Source organism: Streptomyces albus subsp. albus (assembly GCF_000719865.1).
GTDB lineage: Bacteria > Actinomycetota > Actinomycetes > Streptomycetales > Streptomycetaceae > Streptomyces > Streptomyces albus_E.
Window position 1 is genome coordinate 47927 of record NZ_JOID01000010.1, and the last position, 18618, is coordinate 66544.

The 18618-nt window shown below is 75.7% G+C and carries 14 protein-coding genes; 7 read left to right on the forward strand and 7 right to left on the reverse strand.

What is annotated here, in order from left to right:
• Nucleotides 1–210: 210 nt before the first annotated feature.
• The 3 genes from IF83_RS0112260 to IF83_RS0112270 form a co-directional block, all read right to left on the reverse strand.
• Nucleotides 211–2181 (reverse strand): helix-turn-helix domain-containing protein, encoded by a 1971-nt coding sequence (locus tag IF83_RS0112260; RefSeq protein ID WP_030544152.1) that lies wholly within the window; start codon nucleotides 2179–2181, stop codon nucleotides 211–213.
• Between the two features lie 173 nt (nucleotides 2182–2354).
• Nucleotides 2355–3194: a 3-hydroxybutyrate dehydrogenase gene (locus IF83_RS0112265; protein WP_030544153.1), complete on the reverse strand. Its 840-nt coding sequence runs from the start codon at nucleotides 3192–3194 to the stop codon at nucleotides 2355–2357.
• 56 nt (nucleotides 3195–3250) lie between these two features.
• Nucleotides 3251–3730: an NUDIX hydrolase gene (locus IF83_RS0112270; protein ID WP_030544154.1), complete on the reverse strand. Its 480-nt coding sequence runs from the start codon at nucleotides 3728–3730 to the stop codon at nucleotides 3251–3253.
• A gap of 176 nt (nucleotides 3731–3906) precedes the next feature.
• On the opposite strand from IF83_RS0112270, the gene IF83_RS0112275 reads away from it, so the two are divergent.
• Nucleotides 3907–5031 carry an O-antigen ligase family protein gene (locus tag IF83_RS0112275; protein ID WP_078843408.1) on the forward strand — a complete coding sequence of 375 codons (1125 nt, stop codon included), beginning with the start codon at nucleotides 3907–3909 and terminating at the stop codon, nucleotides 5029–5031.
• Nucleotides 5032–5482: 451 nt separating this feature from the next.
• On the opposite strand, the gene IF83_RS0112280 is transcribed toward IF83_RS0112275, so the two are convergent.
• Nucleotides 5483–6271, reverse strand: coding sequence for a glutamate racemase (locus IF83_RS0112280; protein WP_030544156.1), 789 nt, complete (start codon nucleotides 6269–6271; stop codon nucleotides 5483–5485).
• A gap of 108 nt (nucleotides 6272–6379) precedes the next feature.
• On the opposite strand from IF83_RS0112280, the gene IF83_RS0112285 reads away from it, so the two are divergent.
• The gene (locus IF83_RS0112285; RefSeq protein ID WP_208605873.1) at nucleotides 6380–7630 is read left to right on the forward strand and encodes a glycosyltransferase; all 1251 of its coding nucleotides are present in this window, start codon (nucleotides 6380–6382) and stop codon (nucleotides 7628–7630) included.
• A gap of 43 nt (nucleotides 7631–7673) precedes the next feature.
• On the opposite strand, the gene IF83_RS0112290 is transcribed toward IF83_RS0112285, so the two are convergent.
• On the reverse strand, nucleotides 7674–8990 hold the full coding sequence (locus IF83_RS0112290; RefSeq protein ID WP_030544158.1) for a TerD family protein: 1317 nt from the start codon (nucleotides 8988–8990) through the stop codon (nucleotides 7674–7676).
• 300 nt (nucleotides 8991–9290) lie between these two features.
• On the opposite strand from IF83_RS0112290, the gene IF83_RS0112295 reads away from it, so the two are divergent.
• The 3 genes from IF83_RS0112295 to IF83_RS0112305 all read left to right on the forward strand — a co-directional run bounded on the left by IF83_RS0112295 (nucleotide 9291) and on the right by IF83_RS0112305 (nucleotide 13284).
• Nucleotides 9291–9776: a DUF6643 family protein gene (locus IF83_RS0112295; RefSeq protein ID WP_030544159.1), complete on the forward strand. Its 486-nt coding sequence runs from the start codon at nucleotides 9291–9293 to the stop codon at nucleotides 9774–9776.
• 65 nt (nucleotides 9777–9841) lie between these two features.
• A complete protein-coding gene (locus tag IF83_RS0112300; RefSeq protein ID WP_030544160.1) occupies nucleotides 9842–10678 on the forward strand; it encodes an MOSC domain-containing protein in 837 nt (278 codons plus the stop codon).
• Nucleotides 10679–10836: 158 nt separating this feature from the next.
• Complete coding sequence (locus IF83_RS0112305; protein WP_030544161.1) at nucleotides 10837–13284, forward strand: right-handed parallel beta-helix repeat-containing protein; 2448 nt, start codon at nucleotides 10837–10839, stop codon at nucleotides 13282–13284.
• A 62-nt stretch (nucleotides 13285–13346) separates the two neighbouring features.
• Here IF83_RS0112305 and IF83_RS0112310 read toward each other — a convergent pair whose 3' ends face one another.
• The gene (locus tag IF83_RS0112310) at nucleotides 13347–15743 is read right to left on the reverse strand and encodes a hypothetical protein (protein ID WP_037679805.1); all 2397 of its coding nucleotides are present in this window, start codon (nucleotides 15741–15743) and stop codon (nucleotides 13347–13349) included.
• 220 nt (nucleotides 15744–15963) lie between these two features.
• Between IF83_RS0112310 and IF83_RS0112315 the strand changes: the two genes are divergently transcribed.
• Nucleotides 15964–16824: a DeoR/GlpR family DNA-binding transcription regulator gene (locus IF83_RS0112315; protein WP_030544163.1), complete on the forward strand. Its 861-nt coding sequence runs from the start codon at nucleotides 15964–15966 to the stop codon at nucleotides 16822–16824.
• A gap of 47 nt (nucleotides 16825–16871) precedes the next feature.
• Here IF83_RS0112315 and IF83_RS0112320 read toward each other — a convergent pair whose 3' ends face one another.
• Nucleotides 16872–18008, reverse strand: coding sequence for a PLP-dependent cysteine synthase family protein (locus IF83_RS0112320; protein WP_030544164.1), 1137 nt, complete (start codon nucleotides 18006–18008; stop codon nucleotides 16872–16874).
• Between the two features lie 173 nt (nucleotides 18009–18181).
• Here IF83_RS0112320 and IF83_RS0112325 point away from each other — a divergent pair, with 173 nt between their 5' ends.
• Nucleotides 18182–18511: a hypothetical protein gene (locus IF83_RS0112325; protein ID WP_030544165.1), complete on the forward strand. Its 330-nt coding sequence runs from the start codon at nucleotides 18182–18184 to the stop codon at nucleotides 18509–18511.
• The last annotated feature ends 107 nt before the right edge of the window (nucleotides 18512–18618 follow it).

Sequence of the window (18618 nt, forward strand, 5' to 3'; positions counted from 1 at the left end):
GCGCGGGACCGCGGGAGACGGCGCCTCCGCGCCCCTGGGACAGGGGGTGCGGAGGCGCTTCGCCGTCCCGGCGTTCCCGGGGCCGCGCCCCGTTGCCCCGGCTCCGGGCCCGTGACCCCCGGCTCCCCGCCCCGGTGTCCCCGGCCGCGCCGCGCGGGCCGGCCGCCGGCGCGTTGCGCCACCCCGGCCGGAGCCGGGTGTCACCGCCGGTCAGCCGTCGATCGCGCCGGCCAGCCGGTGCAGGCGCAGGGCGAGCTGCACCTCCAGGGCGCGGGAGGGGGACTGCCAGTCCGCGCCGAGGAGCCGGCCGACGCGCTCCAGCCGCTGCGCGACCGTGTTCACGTGGACGTGCAGCTCGTCCTTGGTGCGGGCCGGGCTCATGCCGCAGGCGAAGTACGCCTCCACGGTGCGCGTCAGCTCGGTGCCGCGCCGCGCGTCGTAGTCGGTGACCGGGCCGATCGTGCGGCGGACGAAGGACGCGACGTCCCGCGAGTCGGCCAGCAGCAGTCCGAGGAACCCGAAGTCCTCGGCCGCCGCGCCCTGTCCGGCCCGCCCCAGCAGGAGCAGCGACTCCAGGCAGCGCCGGGCCTCGGCGTACGCGGCGGCGACGGCGCCCGGACGCGCCACGGGCGCCGGTACGGGCGCGGACGCGCCGACGGTGACGGTGCCCCGGACGGCGGTGCCGAGCTGTCTCGCGGCCTGCCGGGCGGTCTCGGCGGCGCTCTCCTCCGGTCCGGCCGGGAGCAGCAGCACCGTGCCGCCGTCACGGGCGGCGGCCAGGCCCTGCCGGGTCGCGGCGAGGTGCGAGGCCGCCGACCAGAGGCGCCGGCGGTCGGCGGTCTGCCGTGCGGCCGCGCCGCCCCCCGCTTCCGCGCTGTCCCCGCGGGGCCCGCCGCCGTTCCCGTCATCGGCCCCGTCTCCGCTCTCCACGCGGGCCGCGAGGACGACGTGCGGTGCGTCGAGGTCGGCCGTCAGCCGGGCCGCGCGCTCGCGCAGCAGGCTCGGGTCGCGGTCCGGGGCGTCCAGCAGGTCGTCCAGAAGCTCGCCCCGCACCCGCTGCTCGGCCTCTCCCGCCGAGCGGCGGGCGATCAGCAGCAGCGAGGTGACCATGGCGGCGCGCTCCAGTGTGCGCTGGTCGACGGGATCGAGTTCCGGGTGCCCGTGCAGCACGAGGGCGCCGAAGAGCTCCCCGCCCGCGGAGACGGCGGCCACCCAGTCGTCGCCGTGCCGTACCGCGCGCCCGGCGGTGCGGGAACGCTCCACGACCGGGTCCGGCGAGGCGCCCGTCCCGGTGAACTCCACGGCTCCGGAGAGCACTTCGGCCACCGCGTCCGCCACGTCGCGCACCCCGCCGCCCCGGAGCACCAGCTCGGTCAGCCGGTCGTGGACCTCCGAGGCGCGCTCGATGACGGCGCTGCGGTCGCGGATGACGCCGTGGGCGGTCTCCAGCTCGGCGAGCGCGGCGCGCGTCTCGGACAGCAGGTTCGCGGAGTCGATGGCAACGGCGGCGTGCGCGGCGAAGGAGGCGAGCAGGGCGATCTGCTCGCGTTCGAAGACCCGGGCCCGCCGGTCCGCGGCGAACAGCACCCCGATCACGCTGCCGCCGATCACCAGCGGTACGCCGAGGATCGCGACCAGGCCCTCGTCGCGCACACCCGAATCGATGGTCCGGGTGTGCTCGAAGCGCGGATCGTCGAAGTAGCTGTCGGTGACGTACGGGCGCGCGGTCTGCGCGACGAGCCCGCCCAGCCCCTCCCCCATGCCGAGCCGGAGCTGCTGGAAGCGGGCCGACACCGAGCCGTCGGTGACCCGCATGTAGGTGTCGCCGGCCTCCGGGTCGTTGAGCGTCATGTAGGCGCACTCGGTGCCCAGCAGCGACCGGGCGCGCTGCACGATGGCCTGCAGCACGGCGTCCAGATCGCGGAGGCCGGCCAGGTCGTGCGCGGTCTCGAAGAGGGCCGACAGCTCCGCCTCGCGCCGCCGGCGTCCCTCCAGCTCGGTCCGCACCCGCAGGGCGAGCAGCTTGCCGCGCTCCAGGGCGGCCAGTTCCCCCGGTCCGGCGCCGTCCGCGCGGGCCCGCCGGAGCGGCTGCTCGTACTCCTCGACGGGCGCGCCGCGGGACAGCAGCTCCAGATAGGGGGCTTCGGCGGCTCCGGCGGGCCGGCGCTGGGATCCGGGCATGGACCCAGGCATACCCGGGGTGGGTCCCCCGGCGCCAGCCGGGCGCGATGCCCGCGCTCCGACGGAGCGGGTCACCTCCGTCACGGGGCGGCCGCCGGCGTGCCCTTCCGCGGCTCCCGGTCCCGGCCCGTTCGCGTCCTCGGGGCCGTTGCCGCCGGGCGCACCGGAGCCGGTCAGTGCGCGGTCCAACCGCCGTCGAGCGGGAGCGCCGCACCGGTGACGAAGGACGCCTCCGGGGTGCACAGATAGGCGACGGCCTCGGCGACCTCCTCCGGCTCGACCAGCCGCTTGAGGGCCGAGTCGGCGAGCAGGATGTCGCTGACGACGCGGTCGGCGGGGATTCCGTGGGCGGCGGCCTGGTCGGCGATCTGCCGCTCGACGAGCGGGGTGCGGACATAGCCGGGGTTGACGCAGTTGGACGTCACGCCGTGCTCCGCGCCTTCGAGCGCGGCCACCTTGGAGAGCCCTTCGAGGCCGTGCTTGGCGGCCACGTACGCCGATTTGAAGCGGGACGCGCGCAGGCCGTGCACCGAGGAGATGTTGACGATACGGCCCCACCCCTGCCCGTACATGTGCGGCAGCGCTCCGCGGATCAGGCGGAAGGGGGCCTCCAGCATGACCGTCAGGACGGTCGAGAACACCTCGGGCGGGAACTCCTCGATGGGGCGGACCAGTTGCAGCCCGGCGTTGTTGACCAGCACATCGGTGCCGGCGGCCGCGCGTTCCGCCGCGTCGAGGTCGGTGAGGTCGAGGACCCTCGGCTCCACGGTGCCGGGCAGGCCCCCGGCCCGGGCGGCGAGCTCCTCCAGGCCGGCGGCGTCCCGGTCCACGGCTCTGACCCCGGCTCCGGCCGCCGCGAGGCGCAGGGCGCAGGCGCGGCCGATACCGCCGGCCGCGCCGGTGACGAGGGCGGTGCGCCCGGTGAGGTCGAGACCGACGGAGGACCGCGCGGGGGCGGCCGCTCGGGCGGGGTGGGGGGTGGCGGCGGGATCCGCCGCGGAGGGCAGGGTCATGCCCGGCACCCTAGGCAGGACCGGCCGCGCCCACCGATGTGGCGCGGACCCATACTTCAGCCGCCGGTCATGGGGTCGAACCACGCGGGGCCGTCGCCGAGGGCCTGCTTGACGCGGTTCACGGCGAAGTCCTCCAGGTCCGGCAGCCCGTCCACCGGGAACCAGCCCACCTCCAGCGACTCCTCGTCGTTGACCCGGGCCTCGCCGCCCGTGGCGCGGCAGCGGAAGGAGGTGTCCACGAACTGGCACAGGTCGCCGTTCGGGTAGCGCACCGGTTCGAGGGTCTGCACCAGCACCAGCCGCTCCGGCACGCACCGCACCGCGGTCTCCTCGTACACCTCGCGCACCGCCGTCCGGGCGGGCTGCTCCCCGGGCTCGACGATGCCGCCGATGATGGACCAGCGCCCGGTGTCGGCGCGGCGGACGAGCAGCACGCGCTGCGCGTCGTCGAACACGATGGCGCTGACGCCGGGGAGGAAGAGCAACTGCTGTCCGGCCGTGGCCCGCAGGTCGCGGATGAAATCGGGTGTGGGCATGGGCCGAGCCTAAGGGCTGTGACCGGGGCGTTCCGCCGGTGGCACAGGTCCGGCCCGCTGATCCCGCCGGACACCTCCACACCCCGTGGGCTCAGCCGTTACGGTGTGGCGCACCACATGCCCGCGCGCGGCCCCGTGCCGTGAACGGTGCCCGTTCGAGCTGGGGGGTCGACGGGATGGTTCCGTCCTCGGGAGGTCTCACGGAGGAGCCGCGCGGCAGCGCCGCCGACGCCGCCGGTGTGGTGGTGTTCGGCTGCTGCGCGGCCTGGGCGCTCATCACCGCGGCCGGACGCGACGCGCGGCCGGAGGGGATGCTGCTCGCTCTGCTGGCGGTCGCGGCCGGATACGCGTTCGGCCGGATCGGCGGCGCGCTGCTGCCGGTCGCCGTGCCCGCCGCGGCGGCCTTCGCGGGTGCCTTCGCCGCTCTCGCGGCGCCGGAGAGCCTGCCCGGAGCGGTCGTCATGGTGCCCGCCCCCGGCCACGGCGGGGCGGAGACGGCCCAACTGGCGCTGGCCGCGGGCACCGCCTGCTGTGCGGCCTGGGCCGCGCGCCGCGGCGGAACGCGGGCGGTGCTGCGGCTCGCGGTCGCGGGGATCGGCGTGGCCGCGCTGCTGGCGGGTTCGCCGGTGGGCTGCGTGGTGGTCGTGGTCGTCCTGCTGTGCTCCTCGGCGGTCGCGCGGACGCGGCGCCGGGCGCCCGTGCTGGCGGGTTGCGCGCTGACGGCGGCTCTGGTGACCGGCGGCACGGTGGCGATGGCCGGGGACGCGCTGCCGGACGGCCCTGCGGCCGTCCTGGAGGGGCGGCTGACCGAACACCGGGTGCTGCTCTGGCGGGACGCCCTCGGGCTGGCGGCCGACCGGCCCGTGCTCGGCATCGGCCCGGACGGTTTCGGCGCGCTGAGCGAGACCGTGCGGGACACCCCCGGGTCGGACGGCAAACCGCACTCGGCACCGCTCCAACTCGCCTCGGAACAGGGCCTTCCGGGCGTCGCGCTGCTGGGGGCGGCCTTCTGCTGGACGCTGTTCGCCCTGAGCCGGTCGCCGCGCTCCACGCCGGTCGTCCTGACCGCCGGGGCCTCGCTGACGGCCCTGGCCGCGCTGGCGGGCGTCGGCAACGCGCTGAGCTTCCCCCAGGTGACGGTCGCGGCCGGGCTGCTCGCGGGCGTCGCCACCTCCCGCCCGCTGGCCTACGGAACGGGCCCGGAACCCGTGGCGGCAGCGGCCCCGGACGGGCCGGGCCGGCCGGCCCGGGTCCACCGGGAGGGCGACGGAAGGCAGGCGGAGGGCGCTCCCGGAAACTGATGTCCCCGGTGCCCGCTGCCCGGGCCCGGGGCAAGACCCACCCATGCCCAGGCCCTCTCCACCTCGCCCGCCACCGCATCAGCGTCTTGTCCGCCATGCTCCGAGACGGAACCTTCCACGAACCCGCCACCCCCACGCGCCGCTTCACGAAGACAGAGAGGCACCCTCCGGCCCGCACGGCCGGAGTCACACGCCGGGACACGCCCGGGAGCGGCCGCCGCCGCGGTGGGGGCCCGGCGCTCGCTGCTGCGCCCCGTCCGCGGTGACCGGCTCCGCGCCCGCGCCGGTCACCACCGGGGCGGGCGCGGGGCCCGGCCGGCCGAGCCGGAGGGCGGATCCCTGAGAGCAGAGGCCCGGGCCCGGTCGGCCGGGTGGGCGTACAGCCCCGGGGGACGGGCCGGGCCCGGATCGGCCGCGGGCCGGGGCCTCTCGGGCCGGCCGCGGGGCCGGGTCAGCCGCGGGCCGGGCTCACGGCGCCCAGGGAGCGGCCCTCGGCGTAGGCCAGGGCGGACGCCGGCAGGCCCGTCTCCCGGCCGTTCTGCAGCACGACCAGTTCGTCCGACGGGGCGGCCTCCGGCCGGGGCTCCGCGCCGATGCGCCGGAGCGCCTGCGCGGCGACGGCGCCGGCCGAGCCGTACAGGGTGACCGCCGGCCCGTCCGGCCGCCGGACGGCGGCCAGAATGCGCTCGGCGACCAGTTCGTAGTGGGTGCAGCCCAGGACGACGGCCCGGACGTCGGGCGGGGTGAGCGCCGCGGCGGCGGCCAGGGCCGTGTCGATGTCCGTCTCGTCGGCGCGCTCCACGGCGTCCGCGAGCCCGGGGCAGGGCACTTCGGTGACGTCCACGCCGTCCGCGAAGTCCCGGATCAGCCGCCGCTGGTACGGGCTGCCGGTGGTGGCGGGGGTGGCCCAGATGGCCACCGGGCCGCCGCCGGCCGCCGCGGGCTTGATCGCCGGTACGGTGCCGATCACCGGCAGGCCGGGCTCGAGTGCGGCCCGGAGCGCGGGCAGGGCGTGGACGGAGGCGGTGTTGCAGGCGACGATCAGCGCGTCCGGCCGGTGGGCGGCCGCCGCTCCCGCGCAGGCGAGGGCGCGGTCGGTGAGGTCCTCGGGGGTGCGCGGACCCCAGGGCATGCCGTCGGGGTCGGAGGAAAGCACCAGGGCCGCGTCGGGCCGCAGTGCGCGCACCGCGGCCGCGGCCGCCAGCAGTCCCAAGCCGGAGTCCAAGAGCGCGATCTTCACCGGGCAACCTTATGCGATGGGCGCCGGGGCCCCGCAAGGAGCCCGGGAAGGCCCGGGAGGCGCCGGCCGCTCCGGGCACACGGATGACCGGGACCGAAACGCGGGGGCATGTCACCGGCACCACTCTCCGCGTCCGGCAGACTCCCCGGAGTGACCTTCCTTACCTCGATCGCCGTCCTGTCCCTGGCCGCCTGGGGGTGGCTCCTGCTGGGCCGGGGGTTCTTCTGGCGGACGGACGTCCGGCTGCCGGAGCGCAGGGAGCCCGCCCGCTGGCCTCCGGTGGCCGTCGTCGTACCGGCGCGGAACGAGGCCGCCGTGCTGCCCGACAGCCTTCCCTCCCTGCTCGGCCAGGACTATCCGGGGCACGCCGAGATCTTCCTGGTGGACGACGGCAGTACCGACAGCACCGGGGACCTCGCGCGGGCACTGGCCGCCCGCCCCCCGCTCTCCGTGCGCCGGGGCGGTCTGCCGCTGACGGTCATCTCCCCCGGTGAGCCGGAGCCGGGCTGGACGGGGAAGATGTGGGCGGTGCGGCACGGGATCACGGCGGCCCGGTCCCGTATGCCGGAGCTGGAGTACCTGCTGCTGACCGACGCGGACATCACCCATCACCGCGACAGTCTGCGCGAGCTGGTGAGCGCCGCGAGTCACTCGCGTCTCGATCTGCTCTCCCTCATGGCGCGGCTGCGGACCGTGACCCCCTGGGAGCGGCTGACCGTCCCGGCCTTCGTCCACTTCTTCGCGCAGCTCTACCCCTTCCGCCGGGTCAACCGGCCGGGCTCCCGCACGGTCGCGGCCGCCGGCGGCTGCATGCTGCTCCGCGACGACGCCGCCGAGCGGGCCGGCTATCCGGAGGCGGTGCGCGACGCGGTCATCGACGACGTCGCCCTGGCGCGGGCCGTGCGGGACGGCGGCGGGCGGATCTGGCTGGGGCTGGCCGACCGGGTGCGCAGCGTGCGGGCGTCTCCGCGGCTGCGGGACATCTGGGAGATGGTGGCCCGCAGCGCGTACACGCAACTGCGGTACAGCCCGCTGCTCCTGGCGCTGACGGTGCTCGGGCTGCTGCTGGTCTACGCGGTGCCGCCGGTCGCGCTGCTGGCGGGCCTGGCGGGCGGGGCCCCGGGGGCGGCGCTGGCGGGCGGTCTGGCGTGGGCGGTGATGGCGGGGACGTATCTGCCGATGCTGCGCTACTACGGGCTGCCGCCGCAGGCGTCGCTGCTGCTGCCGTTCACGGCGGGGCTCTACCTGGCGATGACCGTCGACTCGGCGGTGCGGCACGCGCGGGGCCGGGGGGCGGTCTGGAAGGGGCGGGTGTACGCGCCGCGGCCCGGCACCGCCGAGGAGGGTGCCGGGCCGTGAGGAAGGGGGCGGCGGCCGGAGCCGGGGAGCGGCTGCCGGGCCGTCACTTGCGGCCGGGGGTCCAGTTCATGCCCCAGCCGTAGGCGTAGTCAACGGTGCGCTGGGGGCTGACGCCCCGCTCCGGCACGAGATAGCGGGCCTCGCGCCGCACCACCAGGTCACCGCCCTCGTTGGTGAGCAGGGCCAGGGCGGCGACGGTGGAGGGCACGGTGCACTCGTCGAGGGAGAAGTCCACCGGGGCGCCGTGCTGCGGCTGAAGGGTGACCGTCGCGTGCAGGTCGGCGAAGCTGCGGGCGCCCTCGTAGATGGTGACGAAGATCAGGATGCGGCGGAAGTCGCTCTTGTGGTCGAGGTTGATGGTGAGGTTCTCGCCGGCGGCCCTCGCGCCGGTGCGGTCGTCACCGTCCAGGTGGATGAAGGGCGGCCGGTGCAGCGAGCCGTACGCGTTGCCGAGGGCCTGGACGACGCCCTTGCTGCCGTCGCGGAGTTCGAAGAGCGCGCACAGGTCGAGGTCCAGGTCGGCGTGCATCGCCATGGCCCGGCCCAGTTTGCTGCCCCAGCCCTTGAACTGCTTGCGCGTCTCCCAGTTGAGGTTGACGCGCAGGGCGCCGGAGGTGCCGCCCTGCTTGCTGAGCGAGACGGTGGGGGCGGCCTTGGTGAGCGTCACCTTGGAAAGGCTGACCGGCGCGGCCGGTGCGGCCGGGGGCGCGGGCGGCTGGGCGGGCGCCGGGGTGTGCACCGGCGCGCCGAGCGGGGCGGCCGGGGCCGGGGCGGGCGGCGCCGGAGGCGGTACGGGCGGCGCGGCGGGGGCCGCGGCGGCGGGAGCGGCCGGTGCGGCGGGCTCGTCCACGCTGATACCGAAGTCGGTGGCCAGCCCTTCCAGTCCGGAGCCGTATCCCTGCCCGACGGCACGGAACTTCCAGGCGCCCTGGCGGCGGTAGAGCTCCCCGAGCACGAAGGCGGTCTCGACGGTGGCGTCCTCGCTGTCGAAACGGGCCAGCTCCGCGCCGTTCGCCGCGTCGAGCACCCGGATGTGGAGGCCGGGGACCTGCCCGAAGGCGCCGCCGTCCGCGGAGGCGGCGAGGACGACGGTCTCCACGGCCGGCTCGGTGCGTGCGAGATCGACCTCCAGGGTGTCGGTGACCAGATCCCCGGAGGTGCGCTTGCCGGTGTGCCGCACGGCCCCGGAGGTGTGCGCCGGCTGGTTGTAGAAGACGAAGTCCGCGTCGGAGCGGACCTTCCCGGACGCCTGGAGCAGCAGGGCCGAGGCGTCCGCGTCCGGCACGCCCGGGCCCGTGCGCCAGCCCAGCTCCACCCGCACCGCCGGCGCCGGAACCGGGACATTGGTGCCCTTGCGCATCGTCATGCCTCTCCCCCTCGATCTCTCGGATCTGTCCTGCCGGGCCGCGTCCGCGGCACGACTTCGTCCGGGAACAACCTATGACCGGGCGCCGCGATGCGGTACCGCAACGCCCCCGGGGAGGCCCCCGATCACCTCTCCGTCACCGGTTCGGAACCCGGATTTCACCGGGTGGGAGCGGCCAGGCGGAGGCATTCGTCCGGTTCCGTCCCCTTGCTGCTCCACAGCCGCTCCGAACTCGCGAAACAACCCCCTTACTGCTCTCCCCAATAGGCACATCATGGGCTTAACTTATTCAGCATGACCTCCCCCCGCTCCACCTATGGCGGCGGTTACTACTCCGCGTCCGCCTTCCCCGACACCCCGATCTACGACAGCCTCGTCGCAGAACGTGGTACCCCGCAGATCGCGCCGATCCGTGTGCCGGCGGCATACGACACCGGCAGCAATCTGCCCGCGCTGCCGTCGGCTCTCCCCGCGCTGCCGGCCGCCCCGTCCCAGCCGTCGCAGGGATACGGATACGGCTACCCGGGGCCGCAGCAGCACGCGCCGCTCCAGCACGCTCCCGCGCCGCACATCCCGCAGCAGGCCGGCCCCCCGCGGGGCTACCCCGGTCCGCAGCAGTACCAGGGCGGCCAGGCGGGCGGCGGCACCGGCTACGACGCGATGCGCCCGGCGACTCCCCGCCCGGCCGCCCCGCGTCCGGCGGCCCCGCGCCCGGCGCCCGGCCCGTACGAGGATCCGTACGGCCAGCAGCGCCCGTACTACCAGGGCCGCGGCTACTGACGGGACCGGCCGCGGTGTCCGGGCGACCGGCCGGCGCGGCACGGCCCGGTGGCACACTGCTCCCCATGGCGACCCCGTCTCTCCTCGCGCTGCACGTCCATCCCGTCAAGTCGCTCGGGGGCCACGCCCCTGACGAGGCGGTGGTCGAGCCGTGGGGGCTCGCCGGGGACCGCAGATGGATGCTGACCGGCGCGGACGGCACCATGCTCACCCAGCGCGGCGTTCCGGGGCTCGCACGCCTCCGTGCGGTGCCCCTGCGGGACGGCGGCATCGAGGTCACGGCGCCGGGCCGGGAGCCGCTGCGCGCCGGAGTGCCGGGCCCCGGCCCGACCGTGCCCGTGAAGATCTTCCGGGACAAGGTCGAGGCGGTGCCCGCCGGTCCGGCGGCCGATGCCTGGTTCAGCGCCCATCTGGGCGCCGTGACCCAGCTGGTGTACCTGGACGATCCGGCGCACCGCCGGCCGGTCGACCCGGCGTACGGACGGCCCGGGGAGACGGTCGGCTTCGCCGACGGCTTTCCGCTGCTGCTGACCACCGCGGCGTCGCTCGGCGCGCTCAACTCCTGGATAGCGGAGGGGGATCACGCCCACGAGGGACCGCTGCCCATGAACCGTTTCCGGCCGAACGTCGTCATCGGCGGCACCGAGCCGTGGGAGGAGGACCACTGGGCCGCGGTGCGGATCGGCGGGGTGGTGTTCCGGGTCGTCAAGACCTGCGCCCGCTGCGTGATCACGACCACGGACCAGCGGACCGCCGAGCGCGGCAAGGAGCCCCTGCACACCCTCGCGCGGAAGCGGAACGCCGGCGGCCGGCTGCTCTTCGGCCAGAATCTGATCCCCGAGGGGACCGGCACGCTCCGGCTGGGCGACCCGGTGCAGGTCGTCGCCCGGCACCCCCGGTGAGCGGCACAGCCGCCGCGCGCCCGCCCGCCGGGCCCGGTCCCGCGCACAACCCCTGACCGGTCAACTCCCGCCTCCCGCGCACGCTACGGTGGGTCGCCGGAACACACAGCCGGAACCGGCGAACACACGCACGCACGAGGTGGGGGCACGGCAGCAGCATGGCACCACAGGGCACGGTCCAGGTGACGTACACCGGCACGTCGCGGTGGCGGCGCCGGACGGGCGAGTACGCCTCCCTCGCCGCGGCCCTGGAGGCCGCCGGGGACGGCGACGTGCTCTCCATAGCCCCCGGCACCTACCGGGAGAACCTCGTCGTCGAGCACGCGGTCACACTCCGCGGCCCGGGCGGCGGACGCGGCTCGGTGCGGATCGCCCCGATCGACGGAGTGGCGCTGACCGTCCGCGCCTCCGCGGGGCTGCACGACCTGCACCTGGAGGGCCAGGACTCCTCCGCCCCCGCGCTGCTCGTGGAGGACGGCACCGCCGAGATCACCGGCGTCCGGGTGGCCACCCGCTCCGCAGCCGGCATCGAGGTCCGCGGCGGCGCCCGGCCCACCGTGCGGCGGTGCACCGTCGACAACCCCGGCGGCACCGGCATCAGCGTCCTCGGCGGCGCGGGCGGCATCTTCGAGGACTGCGAGGTCGTCGCGGCCGGCCAGTCCGGGATCTCCGTGCACGACGGGGCGCACCCGCGGCTGGAGCGCTGCCGCGTCCACCACGCCTCCGGCTCCGGCATCTCCCTCACCGGCGAGGGAAGCTCCCTGGAGGCCTTCGGCTGCGAGGTCTACGAGATCAAGGGCGCCGGCCTGCGTATCGCGTCCCGGGCCACCGGCCACCTCACCGACTGCACGGTCCACCGCACCTCCGGCGACGGCGTCACCCTCGACACCGACGCCTCCCTCACCCTCTCCGACTGCGACATCCACGACATCCCGGAGAACGCGGTCGACCTCCGCTCGCGCTCCGTCCTCACCCTCACCCGCACCAAGGTCCGCCGCTTCGGCCGCAACGGGCTGTCGGTCTGGGATCCCGGCACCCGGGTCGACGCCCACCAGTGCGAGATCCACGACAGCACCGGCGACTACCCGGCGGTGTGGGTCAGCGACGGCGCCGCCGTGGTCCTGGAGTCCTGCCGGCTGCACGACGTGCCCGACGCGCTCTTCGTCCTCGACCGCGGCTCCCGGGCCGACGTGGTGGACAGCGACCTCTCCCAGGTGCGCAACACGGCCGTCTCCGTGAGCGACGGGGCCACCGTGCAGCTCGACGACTGCCGCATCCGGGAGGCCGCCACCGGCGCCTGGTTCCGCGACCACGGCACGGGCGGCGTGCTCTCCGGCTGCACCGTCGACTCCACCGCCACCGGCGTCATCGTCACCAAGGGCGCCGACCCCACCGTCGAGCGCACCACGGTCAACTCCCCCGCGGAGGCCGGCTTCTACGTCTCCGCGGAGGGCCGCGGCACGTTCACCTCGTGCCGGGTCACCGGCAGCGGCGGCTACGGCTTCCACGTCATCGACGGCTGCCGGACGACGCTCACCCGCTGCCGCACCGAGCGCTGCGCCCGCGGCGGCTACGAGTTCGCCGAGGCGGGCCCGGCCAGCGAGGACTGCACCAGCGACGAGAGCGCGGTCCCGCCCGCCGCGCCGACGGCCTCGGCGACCGGGACGGCGCCGGCGGTGGGGGCGGCGGACCTGTCCGCGGGCCTGCTGGGCCCGGTGCCCGAGCGGCGCCCGGCCACCGTCCCGGCGGTCCCCGCCGTCGAGCCGGCGGCACCGGCGGCGGCCGCCCCGGACGCCCGGCCGGCGGACGAGGTGCTCGGCGAACTCGACGCCCTGGTCGGCCTGGAGAGCGTCAAGCGCGAGGTGCGCGCCCTCACCGACATGATCGAGGTCGGCCGGCGGCGCCAGGAGGCCGGGCTCAAGGCGGCCTCCGTCCGGCGTCATCTGGTCTTCACCGGCTCCCCCGGCACCGGCAAGACGACCGTCGCCCGTCTCTACGGCGAGATCCTGCACTCCCTCGGGGTGCTGGAGCGCGGCCACCTCGTCGAGGTGTCCCGGGTGGACCTGGTCGGCGAGCACATCGGCTCCACGGCCATCCGCACCCAGGAAGCCTTCGAACGGGCGCGCGGCGGCGTGCTGTTCATCGACGAGGCCTACGCGCTGTCCCCGGAGGACTCGGGGCGCGACTTCGGCCGCGAGGCCATCGACACCCTGGTGAAGCTGATGGAGGACCACCGGGAATCCGTCGTGGTCATCGTCGCCGGCTACACCGCCGAGATGGAGCGCTTCCTCACCGTCAACCCCGGGGTGGCCTCCCGCTTCTCGCGGACCATCACCTTCGGGGACTACGCGCCCGAGGAGCTGCTCCGGATCGTGGAGCAGCAGGCGGAGGAGCACGAGTACCGGATCGGCGAGGGCGCGGCCGAGGCCCTGCTCAAGTACTTCACCGTGCTTCCCAAGGGCCCCGCGTTCGGCAACGGGCGCACGGCGCGGCAGACGTTCGAGGCGATGGTCGAGCGCCACGCGGGCCGCGTCGCCCAGCTGTCCGCGCCGACCACCGACGAGCTGACGCTGCTGTACCCGGAGGACCTCCCGGACCCCGGCTGAGCGCCGGGGCACCGTCTCCTTCCCCGCCCGTTCCCGGGAACACGCCGCCCGCGCGGCCCCGTTCAGCCGCCCGGTGCCGCTCCGGCCGCACGCGGTTTCGGCACGTCCGGGAGCCGGTCCAGCAGCGCCGCCCGCTCCTCGGCGAAGACCGGGTCGGCCTGGTATTCGAAGTGGCCAAGGATCGGCGCGGGGAGCGGGTGTTCGGGGGTGCGGCCGTAGGCGAGCGGGTCCCCCAGCGGGCCGCGGTCCACGTCCGGCCCCGGCGGGTCATCGGCACAGGCGGGGCCGGGGAGGTTGACGGGCCCGCCGATCGGGTCGGTCTCCCGCCACAGATTGCGCCAGCAGTGGACCTCGTGGTGCAGGGCGTGCAGCGGTCCGGGCCCGAAATAGGCGGGGAACCAGCGTCCGTAGAGCCGCTCCAGCGGGGAGCCGTAGGTGAGCAGCGCGACCCGGCGGCGGGCCCGCGGGCTGAGCTGCCAGACCGCGGCGGCCGCCAGCACACTGCCCTGGGAGTGGCCGGAGAGGACGATCCGTCCGCCGGTGCTCCCGGTCCAGGTCTCCATCCGCCAGGTCAGGTCGGGGACGGCGCGCTCGGCGTAGCAGGGGGGCGCGAAGGGGTGCGCGGCGCGCGGCCAGAAGGTGCCGACGTCCCAGAGGATGCCGATGGTGCGGCGGACCGCGGCGTCGCGGTAGGCGCGGCGGCCGCCGGCGAGGAAGAGCAGGAAACCCAGGCCCATCAGCCAGGAGCCGAGCGCCTGCGAGGTCTGCGCGACCGCCTCGATCACGCCGGGCGCGCCGTCGGCGGCCCGGCCGGGCACCTCTCCGGTACTCCACGCCCCGGCGACCGCCACCCCGCCCAGCAGCAGGGTGACCACGGCGGTGGCACCGATGAACCAGGGGGCGCAGTCGGTGAGCCGCGCGGTGGCCGTGACGCCGGCGATCCTGCGGGTGCGCGCCGTGTCCTCCGGCTCCCCCGGGTGGCTCGCGCGGACCACGTCGATCTGCTCGCGCCGCACCCGCCACGTCTGGCCGGCGAAGTAGGCGGCGATCACGACGAGGACGGCCAGCAGCGGGGGGATCACGGCCGCGTTCCAGGACAGCACGGCCGGCGGCCCGGTGATGTAGCCGTCGCTCATCCCCGGGGTGCCGGGCCCGTCCAGCCAGTCGGCGACCCGCTGGGCGACGCCGCCGGACATCACGCCGCCCAGCGCACAGGCGAACACGGCCACGGCTGCTCCGCGGAAGCCGTGCAGGGCCGAACGGCTGTCCGGTTCGGTGCGGTGGAGCCGGTGGCCGGCCCAGGCCGCGGCGAGCACCAGGGCTCCCTGGCCGAGGGCGATGACGCCGAAGGTCTCGTCGCCGGGCAGCAGGCCGCCCGACCGCCAGCCGGGCCGCGACCAGGCCGCGTGCACGGCGGCCAGCACCAGCAGTCCGAGTGCGGTGCCGGGCAGGAAGCGCACGACGGCGCGGTCCAGCCGGTCGTCGGGGACGGACTCGGTGCGTCCCCGGGAACTCACCACCCAGAGGACGAAGAGGCCGGCGAGCACCAGCGACACCTCCAGGCACCAGCCGAAGAGGTCGAGCCAGAAGCTGCCGCCGGGTTTGCGGTCGTACCGGGTGGCGGCCGCGGCGAGCGCGGCGGCCACGGTCAGGAAGCCCGCGGCGGTGTGCGCGGCGCGCAGCCGGGCCACCAGGCGGCGGCCGTACCAGAAGCCGGGCAGGCGCAGCGCGGGCTGATGGGCCGTTCCGGGGTCGCCCTCCCGCAGGGGCTCGTGCACCGGCGGGGGCGCGGACTCGTAGGCGCTCCAGGTGTGGTGGGAGAGCCACCACAGCAGCCCGGTCAGCGCGGCGGGGACGAGCGCGGCGAGCGCCAGGCGGCGGCCGGGCTGGCTCCACCAGCCGCCGTGCTCGGGCGAGAGGAAGCCCAGCCAGGTCCGGCTCTCCGCGCAGGCCCTTGAGCCGGCGCACTGCCAGGCCACCAGGTCGAGGGCGACCTCGCAGGCCGCGGCGGTCAGCAGCACGGTCAGGCTGAGGGCGACCAGGCGGACCAGCAGTCCGTAGACGCGGATCAGTGTCCGGCTGCCGGTGGCGGACGGGCGCATCCAGTGCGCCAGGTTGACGACCATGAAGGGCAGTAACAGCAGCCACAGCGCGCGGGCGCCGTTGCCGGAGGTGAGCCCGCCCCAGCAGTACGCCTCCGGGACCGGCTCGCCGCCGTGGCGCCCGGGCTGCCGCTCGGCCCCGGCGTCGTCGGCCCGCCGGTGGATGCCCGCGGTGTCGTCACCCGTGACGCGTACGGTGCGCGGGTCGTCCAGCACCTCCTGCGGTGTGGCGCCGCCGACGCCGTGCACGAGGAGTTCCAGGGCGAGTCCGCCGTTCTCCCCGTGCCCGCCCTCCTCGTTCGCCGGTGTGCCGTCCCGGCCCCCCGGTCCGGCCGAGTCCGGATGTGTGACCGCCATGGTGATCTCCCGATCGTCCGCTGCGCGCACCAGGATCCCGCCCGGCGGCGGGAGTTCGGGGGCGGCGCGGCGGAGGTGAGGCCGGATCGTGATCGGACGCACACGCTCCGGCCACAGGATGCGGGCGGCGCTCGGCACGGCGCCGGGCCGCCCGCCGTGGGAGGATGGCCCGCGCGACGGGCGGCCGGGCATCCGCCCGCCGACGAGGGACGGGGGCTGAATGAGCGAGAGCCAGAACCTGCTGGCGGAGCAGCGGCGGGCACTGATCTTCGACGAGGTCAGGCGGCGGGGCGGGGTGCGGGTCAATGAGCTGACCCGGCGGCTCAACGTGTCGGACATGACCATCCGCCGCGATCTGGACGCGCTCGCCCGGCAGGGCATGGTGGAGAAGGTGCACGGCGGGGCGGTGCCGGTCGCGGAGGCCAGTTCGCACGAGCCGGGCTTCGAGGCGAAGTCCACGCTGGAGCCCACCGCCAAGGAGGAGATCGCCCGCGCCGCGGCGGCCCTGGTGGCCCCCGGCAGCGCCGTCGCGCTGTCCGGCGGGACGACGACGTTCGCGCTGGCCCGCCGGCTGCTGGACATCCCGGATCTGACGGTGGTGACGAACTCGGTGCGGGTGGCCGACGTCTTCCACGCCGCCCGGGGCACGGCCCCGCCGGCGCGGCCCGGCGCGCCCCGGCAGGCACCGGCCACGGTGGTGCTGACGGGCGGGGTGCGCACCCCCTCGGACTCGCTGGTCGGACCGGTGGCCGACCAGGCCATCCGCTCCCTCCACTTCGACCTGCTCTTCCTGGGCGTGCACGGCATCTCGGCGGAGGCCGGACTGTCCACGCCCAATCTCGCCGAGGCGGAGACCAACCGGCGGCTGGTCCGTTCGGCACGGCGGGTGGTGGTGGTCGCGGACCACACCAAGTGGGGCACCGTGGGGCTCGGTTCGTTCGCCTCGCTGGAGGAGGTGGACGTCCTGGTGACGGACCGGGGCCTGTCTCCGGCCGCCCGGGCGGAGATCGCCGAGCGGCTGCCGGAACTGATCGTCGCGGGTGGGGGCGACGGCGAGGACGAGCGCGCCGCGGACGGCTGACCGCGGGCCCCGGCGGTGGCGGGGCCGTGCCGGGCGCGGGCGTGGCGTCAGCGGCCCCGCCACTCGCCGGTGGCGAGCAGGGTGGTGATCGCGTCGCTGTACGGGGCGATGTCCAGGCCCTGTTCGGCCAGCCAGGCGTCGGAGTAGTACTTGTCGAGATAGCGGTCGCCCGCGTCACAGATGAGGGTCACGACGCTGCCCCGCTCCCCGGCGGCGGCCATCTCGGCGACGATCTTCAGGGCGCTCCACAGCCCGGTACCGGTGGAGCCGCCCGCTTTGCGGCCGATGGCGCGCTCCAGCGCCCGTACGGCGGCGACGCTGGCGGCGTCCGGGACCTTCATCATCCGGTCGATCGCTCCGGGCACGAAGCTGGGTTCCATCCGGGGGCGGCCGATGCCCTCGATACGGGAGGCGCTGTCGCAGCGGGCGTCCGTGTCGCCGGTCGTCCAGCCCTCGAAGAAGCAGGAGTTCTCCGGGTCGGGGACGCAGACGCGGGTGTCGTACTGCATGTAGTGGATGTACCGGGCGATGGTCGCGGAGGTGCCGCCCGTGCCGGCGGTGGCGACGATCCAGGCGGGCTCGGGGTAGCGCTCCATGCGGAGCTGCTCGTAGACCGATTCGGCGATGTTGTTGTTGCCGCGCCAGTCGGTGGCCCGCTCCGCGTAGGTGAACTGGTCCATGTAGTGGCCCCCGGACTCGGCGGCGAGCGCGGCCGAGACCTCGTACACCGTCCGCGGATCGTCCACCAGATGGCACCGGCCGCCCTGGAACTCGATGAGCCGCATCTTCTCCCGGCTCGTGGTGCGGGGCATCACCGCGATGAAGGGGACGCCGATCAGCTGGGCGAAGTACGCCTCGGAGACGGCGGTGGAGCCGCTCGACGCCTCGATGACGGGTTTGCCCGGCCGGATCCACCCGTTGCACAGCCCGTAGAGGAAGAGCGACCGTGCCAGCCGGTGTTTGAGACTGCCGGTCGGATGGGTGGACTCGTCCTTGAGGTACAGGTCGATGCCCCAGTCGGCGGGCAGCGGGAAGCGCAGCAGATGGGTGTCGGCCGATCGGTTGGCGTCGGCCTGGACCTTCCGGACGGCGTCGTTCAGCCAGGCCCGGTATCCCGGGTCGCTGCGGTCGGTGTCGAGGGTGGCGGCCGGACAGCCGGCCGGTTCCTGCTCCGTGGTGCTCACCAGCGCCGCTCCTCGCGATCACGTACCGGACCCCGGGCGTGCCGCCGCCGGGTCGGCTCGATCATAGGCCGGGGCTGGTGTACGGGGCCGGTCGCGGGCACACTGACCGGCAGGGCGGCAATCGAGCGGGGCGGACGGATAAGCCCCGCCGGGATCCCGAGGGGGCGGTACGGATGGCGGAGCCGCAGTTCAAGGCGGAGCGGGTGGGCATCGGGCACCGGCTGCGTTCCCTGACCCGGGCGGGACAGGTGCAGATCCGGGACGGCAAGCTGACGCTGATGAACAGCCAGGGCACGGAGATCGACAGCGCGCCGGTCCATCTGGTGCGGGCCGAGAAACCCTGGTTCGCGGGCGGTGACGAGGCGCTGGCCACGGTCAACGGCCATCGCTACCGGCTCAAGCTGGGAGCGCGCGACCCGGAGCCCGGTGAGGACGGGCCGCCCTCGGCGAGACGGTTCTTCGACGCGGTCCGCACGGCCGGAGGAGACGCCGCCCGCGAGTGACGGGCGGGGCGCGAGTTGCGGCCGAGCGGGCCCGGGGCCAGGCTGGTGGGACGTTACGGAGAGTTCACCGGCGGTGACGCTTCCCCCGGCCCCCGCCGGGCACATAC

Bases quoted from the DNA above. Each gene is read 5' to 3' on its own strand.
- IF83_RS0112260 (WP_030544152.1), bottom strand. From the start codon at position 2,181: ATGCCCGGATCCCAGCGCCGGCCCGCCGGAGCCGCCGAAGCCCCCTAT.
- IF83_RS0112275 (WP_078843408.1), top strand. From the start codon at position 3,907: ATGGTTCCGTCCTCGGGAGGTCTCACGGAGGAGCCGCGCGGCAGCGCC.
- IF83_RS0112315 (WP_030544163.1), top strand. From the start codon at position 15,964: ATGAGCGAGAGCCAGAACCTGCTGGCGGAGCAGCGGCGGGCACTGATC.
- IF83_RS0112290 (WP_030544158.1), bottom strand. From the start codon at position 8,990: ATGCGCAAGGGCACCAATGTCCCGGTTCCGGCGCCGGCGGTGCGGGTG.
- IF83_RS0112325 (WP_030544165.1), top strand. From the start codon at position 18,182: ATGGCGGAGCCGCAGTTCAAGGCGGAGCGGGTGGGCATCGGGCACCGG.
- IF83_RS0112300 (WP_030544160.1), top strand. From the start codon at position 9,842: ATGGCGACCCCGTCTCTCCTCGCGCTGCACGTCCATCCCGTCAAGTCG.
- IF83_RS0112295 (WP_030544159.1), top strand. From the start codon at position 9,291: ATGACCTCCCCCCGCTCCACCTATGGCGGCGGTTACTACTCCGCGTCC.
- IF83_RS0112305 (WP_030544161.1), top strand. From the start codon at position 10,837: ATGGCACCACAGGGCACGGTCCAGGTGACGTACACCGGCACGTCGCGG.
- IF83_RS0112265 (WP_030544153.1), bottom strand. From the start codon at position 3,194: ATGACCCTGCCCTCCGCGGCGGATCCCGCCGCCACCCCCCACCCCGCC.
- IF83_RS0112270 (WP_030544154.1), bottom strand. From the start codon at position 3,730: ATGCCCACACCCGATTTCATCCGCGACCTGCGGGCCACGGCCGGACAG.
- IF83_RS0112310 (WP_037679805.1), bottom strand. From the start codon at position 15,743: ATGGCGGTCACACATCCGGACTCGGCCGGACCGGGGGGCCGGGACGGC.
- IF83_RS0112285 (WP_208605873.1), top strand. From the start codon at position 6,380: ATGTCACCGGCACCACTCTCCGCGTCCGGCAGACTCCCCGGAGTGACC.